The following is a 14,567-nucleotide window of genomic DNA, read 5'->3' on the forward strand; positions in this document are numbered from 1 at the left end:
TATATTTTTCATCGCACGTCTTTAAATTTTAGCTATGCCTAGAGCCCCGGGAAAGCGTTTTCCTCAAATCAGGCAAGATATGTTCAAAAACGCGATAAATGGCAATTAAATCCGTTTTTGCTATTGGTTTAAACATTAATAAAAAGCGATAAAGCCAACGCCATTTAGCAATAAAATCAATGATTTTTTGCCAAATTTTTGCCTCACAATGCTGTGCATAATAATCAACCGCCGCGCGCATTTGCTTATCGCTTAACACCTTTGAACGCCCAAGACTGTGAATAAAAATCAATCCATCACACACCTGTTTCCTCAGCAAATTTTGACTGCGGGAATGAGACTCAAAGTCAATAAAAAATACCTTGCCCGCCTTCCATGTCATATCGCGCAACGCCGGTCGCCCATGTACAAAACCACAGTGATGTAAATCAATCAAGGCTTGAACGGCATCCCGTAATATTTGCATTTTTCGTGCCTCAGATAATTGTGGATCCTCAAGCCAATCAGCAATTGTCAACCCACCATCTTCCAACACAAAAAAATGCTCACCGCTTAACACTAATTTCGGTACCGGTGCGCCCATTTGCATAAATCTTTGCAAAATTACCGTTTCCCTAACAAACGCTTTTTGAGGGTTAGGCTTCAATAAATTCCAAATTCCGCGTAATTTTTCCGGTTGTTTTAACCAAAAAATTTGCCCCTTATATTCAAAACGCAAAATTCGTTTATTGGGATTAACTTGCAATAAATGTTCAATCCGTTTTGAAAACTCAGCTACATCTTGATTTATCATATTATTGTCCATTAAAGTGCGCTCAAATTTTTACCCGTTTGCAAATTGACATTCGCCAAAATTCACTTACAATCGACCGCACTTTATCTATGATGAACGGGAAAATATCCCGCATTTTACGGCGTATTCTAACGCCTTTTCTACCTATTTAAAACTAATATCAAGGAAATCCAATGCGCTTTTACCACTTTTTATTCTCATTTTTACTTTTCCTTTCCGTTTCATCCGGTTATGCCACCCCCTTTTCCGTCTCCGAGGAAGACATTAATCGCCAATTGAAAAAACAACAAAATATCAAGGGACAATTTGGTTTGCCGGGACTTTTCGGCTTAAGCTACCAAGTGCTAAATTTATCTACTAAAATTGGACAAACTGCGGAAAAACGCGTCGAAGTGAGCGGATTATTAGACGGTTTATTTGAATTGCAAGGAAAACGCTTTCCCGCCAAATTAAATTTAACCATGGATATCATTCCGTATTATTCCCCGGAAAAAGGCGAAGTTTACTTGCGCGATATTCGGATTTTAAACCGGTCAAGTACTGACGGAAAATATGAACAAGAATTGCAAACTATTATGCCCTTTTTGAATAATAACCTTTCCGTCTTGTTAAACAATATACCAATTTACACCTTAGACCACAGCAAAACGCGCGATATGCTCATCAAAAAATTCGCCAAAGGAATTAAAGTCGAGCAAGGTCGCCTGGAAGTAGAAACGAAATAATCTCACCTAAAATACACAAAAATGACCGCACTTTACTCCTCTTTTTACCCGGAAAAGTGCGCTCATTTCTATTGATATTTTGACAAGATTAAGCTGGAAAAATGCCTAGACTGTCCCAAATTTCATCAATTTTTTTGGTAACCGCAGGATCTTTGGTAATCGGCACGCCCCACTCCCGCTGTGTTTCACCCGCCCATTTATTGGTAGCATCAATGCCCATTTTCGATCCTAATCCCGCCACCGGCGAAGCAAAATCCAAATAATCAATCGGCGTATTTTCCACTAACGTGGTATCACGCGCAGGATCACAACGGGTAGTGATCGCCCAAATCACATCTTTCCAATCACGCGCATTCACGTCATCATCACATACAATCACAAATTTAGTGTACATAAATTGGCGTAAAAACGACCAAACCCCCATCATCACGCGCTTAGCATGACCCGCATATTGTTTTTTCATGGTCACAATGGCAAGCCGATAAGAACACCCCTCCGGCGGCAAGTAAAAATCTACAATTTCCGGAAATTGTTTTTGCAAAATCGGAATAAACACCTCATTTAACGCCTCACCCAAGACCGCCGGTTCATCAGGCGGACGTCCGGTGTAGGTGGAATGATAAATCGGATCTTGGCGCATAGTCATATGCGTTACGGTAAACACCGGAAAATAATCCTGCTCGTTATAATAACCGGTATGATCGCCATAAGGTCCTTCCAACGCGGTTTCTTGCGGATCAATATAACCTTCCAGCACAATTTCCGCACTCGCCGGCACTTCCAACTCATTACTCACCGATTTCACCACCTCTGTTTTATTGCCACGCAATAATCCGGCAAAAGCATATTCCGACAAACTATCCGGCACAGGCGTCACCGCGCCTAAAATGGTCGCCGGATCCGCGCCCAATGCCACTGACACAGGAAATGGCTGCCCCTGATGAGTTTGTTTCCAATCTTGAAAATCCAAGGCGCCGCCACGATGAGATAACCAACGCATAATTAATTTATTTTTGCCAATCAATTGTTGACGATAGATCCCTAAATTTTGCCGCTTTTTATACGGACCTTTGGTGATCGTCAATCCCCAAGTTACCAATGGAGCAACATCATCCTTCCAACATTGCATAATCGGCAATTTGTACAAATCCACCTCGTCGCCGGACAAAACCCGTTGCTGACAATCGGCTTTCGACAACACTTTGGTCGGCATATTGAGCACTTGTTTATATTGCGGCAACGTAGACCACAAATCTTTAAAACCTTTCGGCGGTTCCGGTTCTTTTAAAAATGCCAATAATTTGCCCACATCACGCAATGCACTAACGTCTTCTTGCCCCATGCCCATTGCTACTCGTTTTGGCGTACCGAATAAATTGCACAACACCGGCATATTAAATCCTTTCGGATTTTCAAACAATAATGCCGGTCCTCCCGCACGCAAAGTGCGGTCGGAAATTTCCGTCATTTCTAAATAAGGATCAATTTCTTGGCTAATTCGCTTAAGTTCCCCGCGTTCTTCCAACAACGCGATAAAATCACGTAAGTTTTTATATCTCATCATTATTTCACCCATGATTAATAAATTCCGATATTGTTATCAAGAATATTCGGCAATGCAAGGTTTTTTGCTATCCGTTGCAATATTCGATAGAATGGCACCTATTCTTTTAGCGAAATCTCCATAACGGTAATCCATTATTATGACAAAGAAAAAAGCTAAACCGGCGTCCAATACGATCGCCTTAAATAAACGCGCCAGACATGACTATTTTATCGAAGAAGAAATCGAAGCCGGACTTTCCTTACAAGGCTGGGAAGTCAAATCCATGCGCGCCGGCAAAGCCAATATCAGCGATAGCTATATTATTTTTAACCAAGGCGAAGCCTATTTATTCGGTGCCGCCATTCAACCGTTAAGCGTGGCGTCCACACATATTGTGTGCGACCCAACCCGTACGCGCAAACTGTTACTTAACCAAAAAGAATTAAGTTCCTTATTCGGCAAAGCCAATCGCGACGGATTTACTATCGTCGCTCTTGCACTTTATTGGAAAGGACCTTGGGCAAAAGTGAAAATTGGTTTGGCAAAAGGGAAAAAATTGCACGATAAGCGGGAAGATATTAAAGATCGCGAATGGAAATTAGCCAAAGATCGCATTATGAAACATGCCGCACGCGGTTAAGTTCAAAATAAAGGACGCTCAAACGTCCTTTATTTAGGTTAACATCCATTTATCATTTTGATTTTCCTAGGTTGATTTAGGCATATCCTGTATTAACCCCTTGTTTTATAAAAGAATAAAGTGCTGTTAATTTTAGCTTATTTTTGCACTTTTTTCTCAACTCGGCTAATAATACAACCGTCTCCCACTCGCGTGGTCAATAATTCACCAACGTTCACCTGTGCCAATTGGCGTACAGCTTCGCCTTGCGGATTTTCCGCAATGGAATATCCCCGCGCCAATACTTTGAGCGGACTTAAACTATCTAATTTGCCACACCAATGCGCTAAGTGATGTTGGCGCGCTTGTAAATGTTGCTTGAGACTAAAATTCAATTTAGCGCGCAATTGCTGTACATATTGTTGCTGTTGATGCAACCGATAAGGCAGCGGATTGCGCATCAAACGCTGCGAAAGTGCGGTCAGTTTTTGCTGATTTTTTTCGCTGCAACGTGCGATCGCCCAATGCAAACGTTGCTGCAATTGCGCTAATATATAATATTGCGTGCGCAAACGGGCTTGCGGATGTTGCTGCTGTAAGCGCAAACGCAAACGCTGCAACTGTTGCATTTTTTGGTTAAACAACCGATCCAGCGCCATTTCGAGATGTTGTTGACGCTGTTGCAATTGCTGTATCAATTCTTGTTGATTGCGGCTAACCAATTCCGCCGCGGCAGATGGGGTCGAAGCGCGCAAATCGGCAACAAAATCGGCAATAGTCACATCGGTTTCATGTCCTACTGCGCTGATAATCGGCAAATGGGAAGCAAAAATAGCACGTGCCACCACTTCCTCGTTAAAACACCACAAATCCTCCAGCGAACCGCCGCCGCGCCCGACAATTAAGACATCCACTTCCTTGCGCACATTCGCAATGGCAATCATCTGCGCAATCTCCGCCACCGCTTCATTGCCTTGCACCGCGGTTGGATAGATCACCACCTTTAAACTCGGATCACGACGTTGTAAAATGTGCAAAATATCTTGCAGCGCCGCACCGGTTTTGGAGGTAATAATTCCCACCGCTTTGCAAAAGTGCGGTAGATTTTTTTTCAAATTTTGCGCAAACAACCCCTCCGCCGCCAGCTTCATTTTGAGCTGCTCAAATTGTTGTTGCAACAAGCCCTCACCGGCAGGATGCATGGTTTCAATGATTAATTGATAATCGCCTCGCGGTTCATAAAGACTCACCGACGCCCGCACCAAAATTTGCATACCATTTTGTGGCTTAAACCCAACCCGCATATTTTTCATGCGAAACATGGCGCAACGCACCTGCGCATTTTCATCTTTTAAGGTCAAATACCAATGTCCGGATACCGGTTGGGTTAAATTGGAAATCTCGCCCGTTAACCACACCACGCCTAACTGCCCCTCCAATAATTGGCGCACGGAAGCGTTTAGCCGAGACACGGAATAAATCTTATCGTTCATCATTAATCCAATAATACCCAACCGTCATCAATCCAATTACAAATACTATCAAGCAACAACGCTAAAGCGGTCTCCTGATCTTCGCATTTTTCCGTTAATGCGACTAAATCGGCATAAACCACGCATTCGCCATCTGCCAAACGTTTTAATAATTGACTTTCCAATGGCGTTAGTTCATCCAACCATTCACCGTTGGCATAAATTTGCAATGGATTTTCTAAATACAACAATTTGCAATTATTATCTTGCGTCAATTGCCCATTTTCTTCGGCTAAAATTGACCGCACTTCGTCCAAATCCATCATATCCTCGGTCGGCAAAATGTCGTAACGTCGGGTACTTGCCGCCGCAGCGACCGCTTGTTCAAATAAACGATCAAATTCCGGCGACGTGGCTAGTGTTTCCAACAATTGCACCTTCATTTGTTGCACCATGGCGCGATCCAATTTACCACAGGCTTGCACATCCGGGTGCAGGCGCAGTGGCAAAGTAAATTCGGTTAAATCAATGTCCGGATTTTGGTGGCAAAAACCTTTTTGTACTTTTTCCAATAAATCGCTTAAATTCGGGTAACGCAAACCGAAGGAAAAAGTCAAACAATCATCTTGCGCCACGCCATAATGCGACAGACGGGACGGCACATACAAAATATCACCGGGTGCCATCACTTCATCAAAAATCAAATCGCCCATATCGTCGAAAATGCGGATCGGCTGATTGGGCTTAAAGGCGGTATTCGGATCGCACCATTTGCCCAACTGCCAACGTCGGTGTCCGTAACCTTGCACTAAAAAAACATCATATTCATCATAATGTTTACCCACGGAGCCGCCTTTCGGCGCGTATGACACCATAATATCGTCGCGCTGCCATTGTGGAATAAACCCAAATTGAGACCATAATTGCCCCAATTCAACTGACCATTGCTCTAAATTTTGCACCAATACGGACCATTTTTCCGGTAAATCGGCAAAATCCGCTTCGCTTAACGGGCTGCGTTTAAGCTGCCAATCGTCCTCAGAATATTGTTTCACCAAACGCGCTGTGGCATCTTCATTTTGTGCAAGTTCAATAATATCTGCCGGCTCAAATTGTCCGACAATTTGCGGCAGCCCGTTACGAATTAACAAAGGCTTTTTTTGCCAATATTCACGCAAAAATACTTCGTCGCTGATATGTTCAGGTAAACAAAACTTAGTCACCGGCTTGCTCCTTTTGTTGCTTTTTCAAGGCTTTTTCCGCCTCTTTTTTCAATTGTGCTTCTTTTTGCTGCTGTTCGGCACGTTTTCGACGAATCTCTTTCGGATCCGCCAGCAATGGACGGTAAATTTCAATCCGATCGCCATCATGCAACTGATCGGTTAATTTTGCCGGACGGCTGAAAATGCCCACTTTATTTTCACGCAAATCAATTTCGGTAAATTGTTGCAAAATACCGGATTGCAGAATTGCCGCTTGGATCACGGTTCCTTCATCCACCGTCATTTTTTTCAAAAAATAACGCTGTGGCAAGGCATAGGCAATTTCAATATTAATAAGCGCCACGATGATAAACCTCCTTTGCGCGTTGTTTAAAAGCATCCACCATTTTACCGGTTAAATGGGTAAAAATTTGTCCGAAAGCAAAGGAAATAACCGGATTGGAAAATTCAAACGATAAATCTAAGGAGATGATACTGGATTGTTCGTCCACTTCTTCAAAGCGCCATTCGCCCTGTAAAAATTTAAACGGCCCCTCGACCAATTGCATTTTGATGGAATGATAGGGTTGCATTTGGTTTCGGGTGGTAAATTTTTGGCTGATGCCGGCTTTGCTGATGACCAATTCGGCAGTTAGACGTTGTGCCTCGCACATCAATGTACGCCCAGCGACGCAGCCCGGCACAAACTCAGAATAACGTTCATAATCATTGACTAAGTCATACATTTGCTTGGCGCTATACGCCACTAAAGCCCGTTGATTTACTGTTGGCATTGCTAATAAGCCTTATTTTAAATTGACATTTTGTGTATTATAACGGAAAAGTGCGGTCAAAATAAGGAAGAAATATGAATTGGATATGGTTTGCGGTCGGTTCGGTATTTTTCGGCGGCTTAATCGCCATTTTAGCTAAACTTGGCGTGGTGATCCGCAAGAAAAGCCGGTTATCCATGCGTTATCATTTGAGCTGGTAGCATATTTCCGTTACAATATCGCACCTTTTTATCTTCGGAATATCGTGATATGTCAGAAATTAAATTAATTGTCGGCTTGGGCAATCCCGGTGAAAAATATGCTCAAACCCGCCATAACGCCGGCGAATGGTTACTTGAACGCCTTGCCCGTCAATTTAATTTGAATTTTAAAGAAGAAAGTAAATTCTTTGGCAAAACCGCACGCGCACTGATTACTGGTAATGAAGTCCGTTTTTTAATTCCAACCACCTTCATGAATTTAAGCGGCAAAGCGGTAGGCGCGATAGCAACCTTTTATCGTATTTCCCCTGAGCAAATCTTAATCGTACATGATGAATTGGATTTGCCGCCCGGCGTGGCTAAAATCAAATTAGGTGGCGGGCATGGCGGGCATAACGGATTGCGTGACAGCATTGCGCAACTTGCCAACAATAAAAATTTTTACCGTTTAAGAATTGGTATCGGTCACCCGGGTGATAAGAATCTAGTGGCGGCTTATGTATTAGGCAAACCCTCGCCAACCGACGGGCAGTTAATTGATAAAGCCTTGGATGAAGCAGCGGTTTGTATTGAGGTGTTACTCAAAGACGGTATTGCCAAAGCTACTAATCGTTTAAACAGTTTTAAAGCATAGCAAATAGCAAAAGGAAAAAATTATGGGATTTAAATGTGGTATCGTAGGCTTACCTAACGTAGGCAAATCGACCCTTTTTAATGCACTCACCAAAGCCGGTATCGAAGCGGCAAATTATCCGTTCTGTACCATTGAACCCAACACCGGCGTTGTTCCAATGCCGGATCCGCGCATGGATGCGTTGGCGGAAATTGTCAAACCGGAACGTATATTACCAACCACTATGGAATTTGTGGATATTGCCGGTCTGGTTGCCGGAGCCAGCAAAGGTGAAGGCTTGGGCAATAAATTTTTAGCCAATATTCGTGAAACTGATGCGATTGGTCATGTAGTTCGTTGTTTTGAAAATGATGATATTGTTCACGTTGCCGGCAAAATCGATCCTGCCGAAGATATTGATACCATCAATACCGAATTAGCACTTGCCGACCTAGACAGTTGTGAGCGCGCTATTCAACGTTTGCAAAAACGTGCTAAAGGCGGCGATAAAGACGCGAAATTTGAACTTTCAGTGATGGAAAAAATCTTGCCCGTGCTAGAAAATGCCGGCATGATTCGTTCTATCGGGTTGGATAAAGAAGAATTGCAGGCGATCAAAAGCTATAACTTTTTGACCTTAAAACCCACTATGTACATTGCCAACGTCAATGAAGACGGTTTTGAAAATAACCCATATTTGGATTTAGTACGCGCTATCGCGGAAAAAGAAGGCGCGGTGGTCGTCCCTGTTTGTGCCGCTATCGAAGCGGAAATTGCCGAATTGGATGATGATGAAAAAGTGGAGTTTTTACAAGATTTAGGTATTGAAGAACCGGGGTTAAACCGTGTAATTCGCGCGGGCTATGCATTATTAAATTTACAAACTTACTTTACCGCAGGCGTTAAAGAAGTGCGTGCATGGACAGTTTCCGTCGGCGCAACCGCACCCAAAGCCGCCGCGGTTATCCACACCGACTTTGAAAAAGGCTTTATTCGTGCCGAAGTAATCGCCTATGAAGATTTTATCCAATACAAAGGCGAAAACGGTGCCAAAGAAGCCGGCAAATGGCGTTTGGAAGGTAAAGATTATGTGGTTCAAGACGGTGATGTCATGCATTTCCGTTTTAATGTGTAATTCATTTAAGCAAATGCACTAAGTTATCACGATTTATTCTTAAAAACGTTGAAAAATCCTACCGCACTTTCTTTAAAGTGCGGTTATTTTTTTATAAAATCGAAAGAATTCAGTTTTACGCTAAGGCGAAAAACAAAAAACCTTTTTCGCTTTTTTATTTATCAAAAAGAAGGAAAAATAAGGAAAAATAATGACAATCACAATCCTTGATGGCGGGATGAGCCGAGAGCTAATGCGTTTAAATGCACCTTTTCGTCAACCGGAATGGTCGGCATTATCGCTTTATGAAAAACCAAGTGCGGTACAGCTGGTACACGAAGAATTTATTCAACATGGCGCAGAAGTGATCACCACCAATAGCTATGCGGTAGTGCCTTTTCATATCGGGGAACAACGTTTTACCACCGACGGGAAAACGCTGGCAGATCTTGCCGGACGTTTGGCGAAAAGTGCGGTGCAAAATAGCGGCAAATCCACCCAAATTGCCGGTTCCTTGCCGCCACTTTTCGGATCTTATCGTCCGGATTTATTTGATGCCAAACGGGTGAAAGAAATTGCGCAACCGATTATTGACGGATTGGCGCCTTATGTGGATTTTTGGTTGTGTGAAACGCAAAGTGCAATCATTGAGCCGCAATCTATTAAACCATTGTTGCCGGATAATCGTCCGCTTTGGGTGTCTTTTACGCTCACCGACGACGAACCGACACCGCAGCCACAACTGCGTTCCGGCGAAAGTGTGAAAAGTGCGGTAGAAAAAATGCTTGAATTGGGCGTTGAAGCAATTTTGTTTAATTGTTGCCAACCGGAAGTCATTGAGCAAGCCTTGCAAGTAACACAAGCCACCTTAGCTGAACATCAAGCGCAACATATTCGTATCGGCGCTTATGCTAACGCCTTTGCGCCTCAACCCAAAGATGCTACCGCTAATGACGGATTGGATGAAGTGCGACAAGATTTGGATCCTGAAAGCTATTTGCTATGGGCAAAAAAACTGGGTGAACTGCGGTGCGACCATTGTCGGTGGCTGCTGCGGGATCGGCGTGGAATATATTCAACATTTATCGACGCATTTAAAATAACCGGCAACATTAAGGATTGTTATGTCAAATAAAAAAATTGGTCTCATTTCGCTTACCGCTTTAGTATTAAGCTCCATGATCGGATCGGGAATTTTTAGTTTACCGCAAAATATGGCAGCCGTTGCCGGCTCCGAAGCCTTACTTATCGGTTGGACAATTACCGGCGTCGGTATTATTTTCCTTGGATTATCATTTTTTTATATTTCGCGCCTAAAACCGGAGTTAGACGGTGGGATTTATACCTACGCCCGCGAAGGCTTTGGCGATTTGATGGGGTTTATGTCTGCTTGGGGTTATTGGCTTTGTGCAACCATTGGGATTGTCGGCTATTTAGTGGTCGCCTTTGAAGGTATCGGCACCTTTACCGACAGTGAAAACCAAATGATTTTCGGGCAAGGTAATACTATCGCGTCCTTTATTGGTTCCTCCATTATCGTGTGGTTGGTACATATTTTGATCGCGCGCGGAGTCAAAGAGGCGGCATCAGTTAATCTGATTGCGACCTTCGTTAAAGTATTTCCGTTAGTGTTATTTATCGGTTTGGCATTGTGGTATTTTTCACCGCAAACCTTCAGCCAAGATCTGAAAGGCACCGGTTTAAATAATACCGTCACCGAACAAGTCAAAAACACCATGCTAATTACCCTTTGGGTGTTTACCGGCGTAGAGGGTGCCTCCGTGCTATCTGCCCATGCGAAAAAGAAAAGTGATGTCGGACTTGCAACGGTGTTGGGGATTTTAATCGCCTTAATTCTTTATGTCGCAATTACAGTCTTATCTTTAGGGATTTTACCGCGCGAAGTGATCTCGGAAATGTCTAATCCCTCCATGGCCGGTTTATTGGAAAAAATGACGGGATCCGGCGGAAAAATCATCATCACCCTTTGCTTAATTGTCTCCGTACTCGCCTCTTATATTAGCTGGACGATGTATTGTTCTGAAGTGCCTTATCGCGGCGCACAAAATGGCGCGTTCCCGCAAGCATTGAATAAACTGAACCAAAACGACGTGGCGATTAATTCCCTGTGGTTCACCGGAGTGGTGGTACAACTTTGTTTATTCTTAGTATTGCTCACCGGCAAAAGCTACGAAACCTTATTGCTTATTTCTACTTCCATGATCTTGGTACCTTACTTGCTGATCGCGGCTTATTTACTTAAATTAGCCATTGTGCAAAACGCAGCATGGCATATTAAACTCACCGGTTTTCTAGCCACATTATATGGATTATGGATTCTATACGCTGCCGGATTGGATTATTTATTGCTTTCTGTGTTGCTTTATGTCCCGGGAATTGGACTTTTCCTTTATTCACGTTACCAATTTTTAGGCAAAAAATTGCAACTTAATCAATGGGAAAAAGGGAGCCTCGTATTTATCGGCTTACTTTTTATTTGGGCGATTTATCACAGTATCAATAATATGGATTGGAGTTAATGATCGCCTTTATATCCCGATTGTTAACCAAAGTGCGGTTAAAATCACCGCACTTTTTATTGTCGCTGAAGGAGTTTTTTCGCAAGTCTGCAGTTTGGCAGGCAAAGAACCGTAGAACGAGGGAACCCCGCCTAAAGATAACCAATTTAGCTCAACGCTTTTTCTAAACGCTGTAAACCGAGAGCCAATTCTTCTTGGCTGATGTTTAAGGCTGGAGCGAAGCGAAGTACGTTGGAACCGGCAACTAAAATCATTAAGCCTTGATCAGCAGCTTTTTTGACAAATTCTGTGGATTTTCCATGGAATTTGTCCACTAATTCCGCTCCGATCAATAATCCTTCGCCGCGAATTTGTTTAAATATTGCATAACGTTGGTTGAGCCGGTGTAGCTTTTCAAGGAAATAAGCGGAAGTGCGGTGAACATTTTTTAAGAATTGTGGATCAGATAAAATATCCACTACTTTTCCGGCAACTGCACACCCCAACGGATTACCGCCGAAGGTGGTTCCGTGTACGCCCGGCGCAAAACTTTTAGCAATATGATCGGTGGTTAGCATAGCACCGATAGGAAAACCGTTACCAAGCGCTTTGGCAGATGTCAAAATATCCGGGATAACGTTATATTTCATATAGGCGTATAAATAGCCGGTACGAGACAGTCCGGTTTGCACTTCGTCAAAAATCAGCAGCGCGTTGTATTGGTCACAAAGCTCGCGTAGTCCTTGTAAAAACTCCGCTTTTGCCGGAATGACGCCACTTTCTCCTTGAATAGGTTCAATGATTATCGCACAAGTATGCTCATCAATGACGGCTTTGACTGCATCAAGATCGTTGAAAGGGACATGAACAATATCCGCCGGTTTGGGGCCGAAACCGTCAGAGTATTTTGCTTGTCCGCCGACGCTGACGGTAAAGAGAGTGCGACCATGGAAACTTTGTTTAAAAGAAATGATTTTGCTTTTTTGATAGCCAAAATGATCTACTGCATAACGACGAGCGAGTTTTAGTGCCGCTTCATTGGCTTCTGCGCCGGAGTTGACGAACATGACGCGATCGGCAAAGGTTTTTTCCGTTAATTTAGTTGCTAACGCCAAGACCGGTTCGTTAGTAAACCAGTTGCTGGAATGCCATAACAATTGGCATTGTTGTTGTAATACTGCAACAATTTCTTCATGACAATGTCCGAGAGCGTTAACCGCAATGCCGCTGGTGAAATCGATATATTCACGACCGTCCTGATCCCAAACGCGACACCCTTTTCCTTTAACCGGAATAAAATCCGCCGGTGCATAGTTTTGTACCATCACTTTTTCAAAAGTGCTTTTTGTGTACTGATGCATAATTTATCCTTTTATTCAGTATGATGTAGTTTATGAAGCAGTATACTCTCTTTGAATAATTAATCAAATAAACGCATAAAAATTCAATCAATTGGTGCCGCCCACGGTGATTTTTTCAATTTTTAACGCCGGTTGACCTACGCCCACCGGTACGCTTTGTCCTTCTTTGCCGCAAACTCCAATGCCATGATCCAATTCTACTTCATCCGAGACCATGGAAATATTTTGCATAACTTCAATACCGCTGCCGATAAGCGTTGCACCTTTCACCGGTTTGGTAATTTTACCTTTTTCGATAAGATAGGCTTCAGAGGTGGAGAAAACAAATTTGCCGGAAGTAATATCCACTTGACCGCCACCAAAGTGCGGTGCAAAAATGCCGAGATCTACAGACGCGACCAAATCATCAAATTTACTTTTTCCCGCCAGCATATAAGTATTGGTCATCCGTGGCAGCGGTAAATGGGCATAAGATTCGCGACGTCCGTTTCCGGTTGGTTGGGTTCCCATTAAGTGAGCATTCATTTTATCTTGCATATAACCTTGCAAAATTCCTTCTTTAATCAATGTGTTACATTGACCTGGTACGCCTTCATCATCAATGGTAATGGAGCCGCGACGATTTGGCAGCGTCCCATCATCAACAATAGTACACAGCGGTGAGGTAACCAATTCGCCAATTTTTCCGCTGAATAATGAACTTTCTTTGCGGTTAAAATCGCCTTCTAAACCATGCCCAATCGCTTCATGCAATAAGACACCCGGCCAGCCCGCCCCCAATACTACCGGCATTAAACCGGCAGGAGCAGGCACAGCGCTAAGATTTACTAAGGCTTGACGTACCGCTTGTTTGGTAAAATAAACCGCTCTTATTTCATTTTGATAAGACTCAAGGAACCAATCTAAGCCAAAACGTCCCCCCAATCCGGCACCGCCGCGTTCCCGTTTTCCATCCTGTTCCACAAGTACGGAAATAGACAAACGCACTAACGGGCGAATATCGGCGGCTAGCGTACCGTCGGTAGCAACAACTAAGACTTCTTCATATACGGAACTTAAGCTGGCGGAAACTTGAATCACTCGAGGATCTTCGGCTCGTGCCACGCGATCTACTAAATGTAGCAATTCAATTTTTTTCTCTTTGGTTAAACTGTCTAGCGGATTAATGGCTTGGTAGCGCAAGATAGGAGCTACTGGATTAAAGGCATTTGGCGTAATGATATTCCCTTGTTTGATTTGAGCGATACCTTTGACTGCATTGGCGCATTGTTGTAATCCTGCGAGTGTAATTTGATCAGAATAGGCAAATCCCGTTTTTTCGCCACTTACTGCGCGCACACCAACACCGCGATCAATATGAAATCCACCTTCTTTGATGATGCTATCTTCGAGTACCCAGTTTTCATCTTGGCTTAATTGAAAATAGAGATCTGCATAATCTAAATGCCGATGAGAAAGTTGATCGAAAATATTGGATAAATCTTGTAGCGCAAGTTGGCTCGGTGCGAGCAAAGATTGGGTGACTTTATTTAATAACATAAGGTTGTCTCGGAATGCTTGTTTTTGTTTAAATACGTAGAAGCGCGTTAATTATTGGAAAGCGCTCCAT

Annotated in this window: 14 protein-coding genes and 1 pseudogene; 7 read left to right on the forward strand and 8 right to left on the reverse strand. The window is 43.2% G+C overall.

Annotated features, from left to right (window positions below; translation table 11 throughout):
* Positions 1-28: 28 nt before the first annotated feature.
* Positions 29-793 (reverse strand): BUD32 family EKC/KEOPS complex subunit, encoded by a 765-nt coding sequence (locus CFY87_RS03420; RefSeq protein ID WP_094945891.1) that lies wholly within the window; start codon positions 791-793, stop codon positions 29-31.
* Between the two features lie 173 nt (positions 794-966).
* Between CFY87_RS03420 and CFY87_RS03425 the strand changes: the two genes are divergently transcribed.
* A complete protein-coding gene (locus CFY87_RS03425; RefSeq protein WP_094945892.1) occupies positions 967-1,518 on the forward strand; it encodes a YceB family lipoprotein in 552 nt (183 codons plus the stop codon).
* 88 nt (positions 1,519-1,606) lie between these two features.
* Here CFY87_RS03425 and ubiD read toward each other — a convergent pair whose 3' ends face one another.
* The gene (ubiD, locus tag CFY87_RS03430) at positions 1,607-3,079 is read right to left on the reverse strand and encodes a 4-hydroxy-3-polyprenylbenzoate decarboxylase (protein WP_094946096.1); all 1,473 of its coding nucleotides are present in this window, start codon (positions 3,077-3,079) and stop codon (positions 1,607-1,609) included.
* A gap of 142 nt (positions 3,080-3,221) precedes the next feature.
* Between ubiD and smpB the strand changes: the two genes are divergently transcribed.
* Positions 3,222-3,704: an SsrA-binding protein SmpB gene (smpB, locus tag CFY87_RS03435; RefSeq protein WP_094945893.1), complete on the forward strand. Its 483-nt coding sequence runs from the start codon at positions 3,222-3,224 to the stop codon at positions 3,702-3,704.
* Between the two features lie 137 nt (positions 3,705-3,841).
* Here the strand turns inward: smpB and xseA are convergent, their stop codons facing one another.
* Genes xseA through CFY87_RS03455 form a run of 4 tightly spaced genes read right to left on the reverse strand, consistent with a single transcriptional unit; the run spans position 3,842 to position 7,151 of the window.
* Positions 3,842-5,176 (reverse strand): exodeoxyribonuclease VII large subunit, encoded by a 1,335-nt coding sequence (gene xseA / locus CFY87_RS03440; protein WP_094945894.1) that lies wholly within the window; start codon positions 5,174-5,176, stop codon positions 3,842-3,844.
* A 2-nt stretch (positions 5,177-5,178) separates the two neighbouring features.
* On the reverse strand, positions 5,179-6,378 hold the full coding sequence (locus tag CFY87_RS03445; RefSeq protein ID WP_094945895.1) for a ribosomal protein uL16 3-hydroxylase: 1,200 nt from the start codon (positions 6,376-6,378) through the stop codon (positions 5,179-5,181).
* Entirely contained in the window at positions 6,371-6,721 is a 351-nt protein-coding gene (locus tag CFY87_RS03450) for an RnfH family protein (protein ID WP_172539975.1), read from the reverse strand. The genes CFY87_RS03445 and CFY87_RS03450 overlap by 8 nt, the downstream gene beginning before the upstream one ends.
* On the reverse strand, positions 6,708-7,151 hold the full coding sequence (locus tag CFY87_RS03455; protein ID WP_094945897.1) for a type II toxin-antitoxin system RatA family toxin: 444 nt from the start codon (positions 7,149-7,151) through the stop codon (positions 6,708-6,710). Before CFY87_RS03455 ends, CFY87_RS03450 begins: the two co-directional genes overlap by 14 nt.
* Before the next feature lie 74 nt (positions 7,152-7,225).
* Between CFY87_RS03455 and CFY87_RS12410 the strand changes: the two genes are divergently transcribed.
* The 5 genes and pseudogenes from CFY87_RS12410 to CFY87_RS03475 all read left to right on the forward strand — a co-directional run bounded on the left by CFY87_RS12410 (position 7,226) and on the right by CFY87_RS03475 (position 11,618).
* Positions 7,226-7,351, forward strand: coding sequence for a hypothetical protein (locus CFY87_RS12410; RefSeq protein ID WP_272896436.1), 126 nt, complete (start codon positions 7,226-7,228; stop codon positions 7,349-7,351).
* 49 nt (positions 7,352-7,400) lie between these two features.
* Entirely contained in the window at positions 7,401-7,985 is a 585-nt protein-coding gene (pth, locus tag CFY87_RS03460; RefSeq protein WP_094945898.1) for an aminoacyl-tRNA hydrolase, read from the forward strand.
* Between the two features lie 22 nt (positions 7,986-8,007).
* Positions 8,008-9,099, forward strand: a complete 1,092-nt coding sequence (gene ychF, locus CFY87_RS03465; RefSeq protein ID WP_094945899.1) for a redox-regulated ATPase YchF — start codon at positions 8,008-8,010, stop codon at positions 9,097-9,099.
* Between the two features lie 190 nt (positions 9,100-9,289).
* Positions 9,290-10,181: pseudogene (locus CFY87_RS03470) on the forward strand (homocysteine S-methyltransferase family protein).
* 21 nt (positions 10,182-10,202) lie between these two features.
* Positions 10,203-11,618 carry a basic amino acid/polyamine antiporter gene (locus CFY87_RS03475; protein ID WP_094945900.1) on the forward strand — a complete coding sequence of 472 codons (1,416 nt, stop codon included), beginning with the start codon at positions 10,203-10,205 and terminating at the stop codon, positions 11,616-11,618.
* A gap of 146 nt (positions 11,619-11,764) precedes the next feature.
* On the opposite strand, the gene CFY87_RS03480 is transcribed toward CFY87_RS03475, so the two are convergent.
* Together CFY87_RS03480 and tldD are read right to left on the reverse strand one after the other, a co-directional pair.
* On the reverse strand, positions 11,765-12,958 hold the full coding sequence (locus CFY87_RS03480) for an aspartate aminotransferase family protein (protein WP_094945901.1): 1,194 nt from the start codon (positions 12,956-12,958) through the stop codon (positions 11,765-11,767).
* An 87-nt stretch (positions 12,959-13,045) separates the two neighbouring features.
* Positions 13,046-14,497: a metalloprotease TldD gene (gene tldD, locus CFY87_RS03485; protein ID WP_094945902.1), complete on the reverse strand. Its 1,452-nt coding sequence runs from the start codon at positions 14,495-14,497 to the stop codon at positions 13,046-13,048.
* Positions 14,498-14,567 lie beyond the last annotated feature (70 nt).

The sequence above is a fragment of the Actinobacillus seminis genome, from assembly GCF_002263215.1.
In the GTDB taxonomy this organism is placed as follows: Bacteria; Pseudomonadota; Gammaproteobacteria; order Enterobacterales; family Pasteurellaceae; genus Actinobacillus_B; species Actinobacillus_B seminis.

What these genes read in the sequence shown, in the direction of transcription:
- CFY87_RS03420 (WP_094945891.1), bottom strand. Translation starts at nt 793, where the DNA reads ATGATAAATCAAGATGTAGCTGAGTTTTCAAAACGGATTGAACATTTA.
- CFY87_RS03425 (WP_094945892.1), top strand. Translation starts at nt 967, where the DNA reads ATGCGCTTTTACCACTTTTTATTCTCATTTTTACTTTTCCTTTCCGTT.
- ubiD (WP_094946096.1), bottom strand. Translation starts at nt 3,079, where the DNA reads ATGAGATATAAAAACTTACGTGATTTTATCGCGTTGTTGGAAGAACGC.
- smpB (WP_094945893.1), top strand. Translation starts at nt 3,222, where the DNA reads ATGACAAAGAAAAAAGCTAAACCGGCGTCCAATACGATCGCCTTAAAT.
- xseA (WP_094945894.1), bottom strand. Translation starts at nt 5,176, where the DNA reads ATGAACGATAAGATTTATTCCGTGTCTCGGCTAAACGCTTCCGTGCGC.
- CFY87_RS03455 (WP_094945897.1), bottom strand. Translation starts at nt 7,151, where the DNA reads ATGCCAACAGTAAATCAACGGGCTTTAGTGGCGTATAGCGCCAAGCAA.
- CFY87_RS12410 (WP_272896436.1), top strand. Translation starts at nt 7,226, where the DNA reads ATGAATTGGATATGGTTTGCGGTCGGTTCGGTATTTTTCGGCGGCTTA.
- pth (WP_094945898.1), top strand. Translation starts at nt 7,401, where the DNA reads ATGTCAGAAATTAAATTAATTGTCGGCTTGGGCAATCCCGGTGAAAAA.
- ychF (WP_094945899.1), top strand. Translation starts at nt 8,008, where the DNA reads ATGGGATTTAAATGTGGTATCGTAGGCTTACCTAACGTAGGCAAATCG.
- CFY87_RS03475 (WP_094945900.1), top strand. Translation starts at nt 10,203, where the DNA reads ATGTCAAATAAAAAAATTGGTCTCATTTCGCTTACCGCTTTAGTATTA.
- CFY87_RS03480 (WP_094945901.1), bottom strand. Translation starts at nt 12,958, where the DNA reads ATGCATCAGTACACAAAAAGCACTTTTGAAAAAGTGATGGTACAAAAC.
- tldD (WP_094945902.1), bottom strand. Translation starts at nt 14,497, where the DNA reads ATGTTATTAAATAAAGTCACCCAATCTTTGCTCGCACCGAGCCAACTT.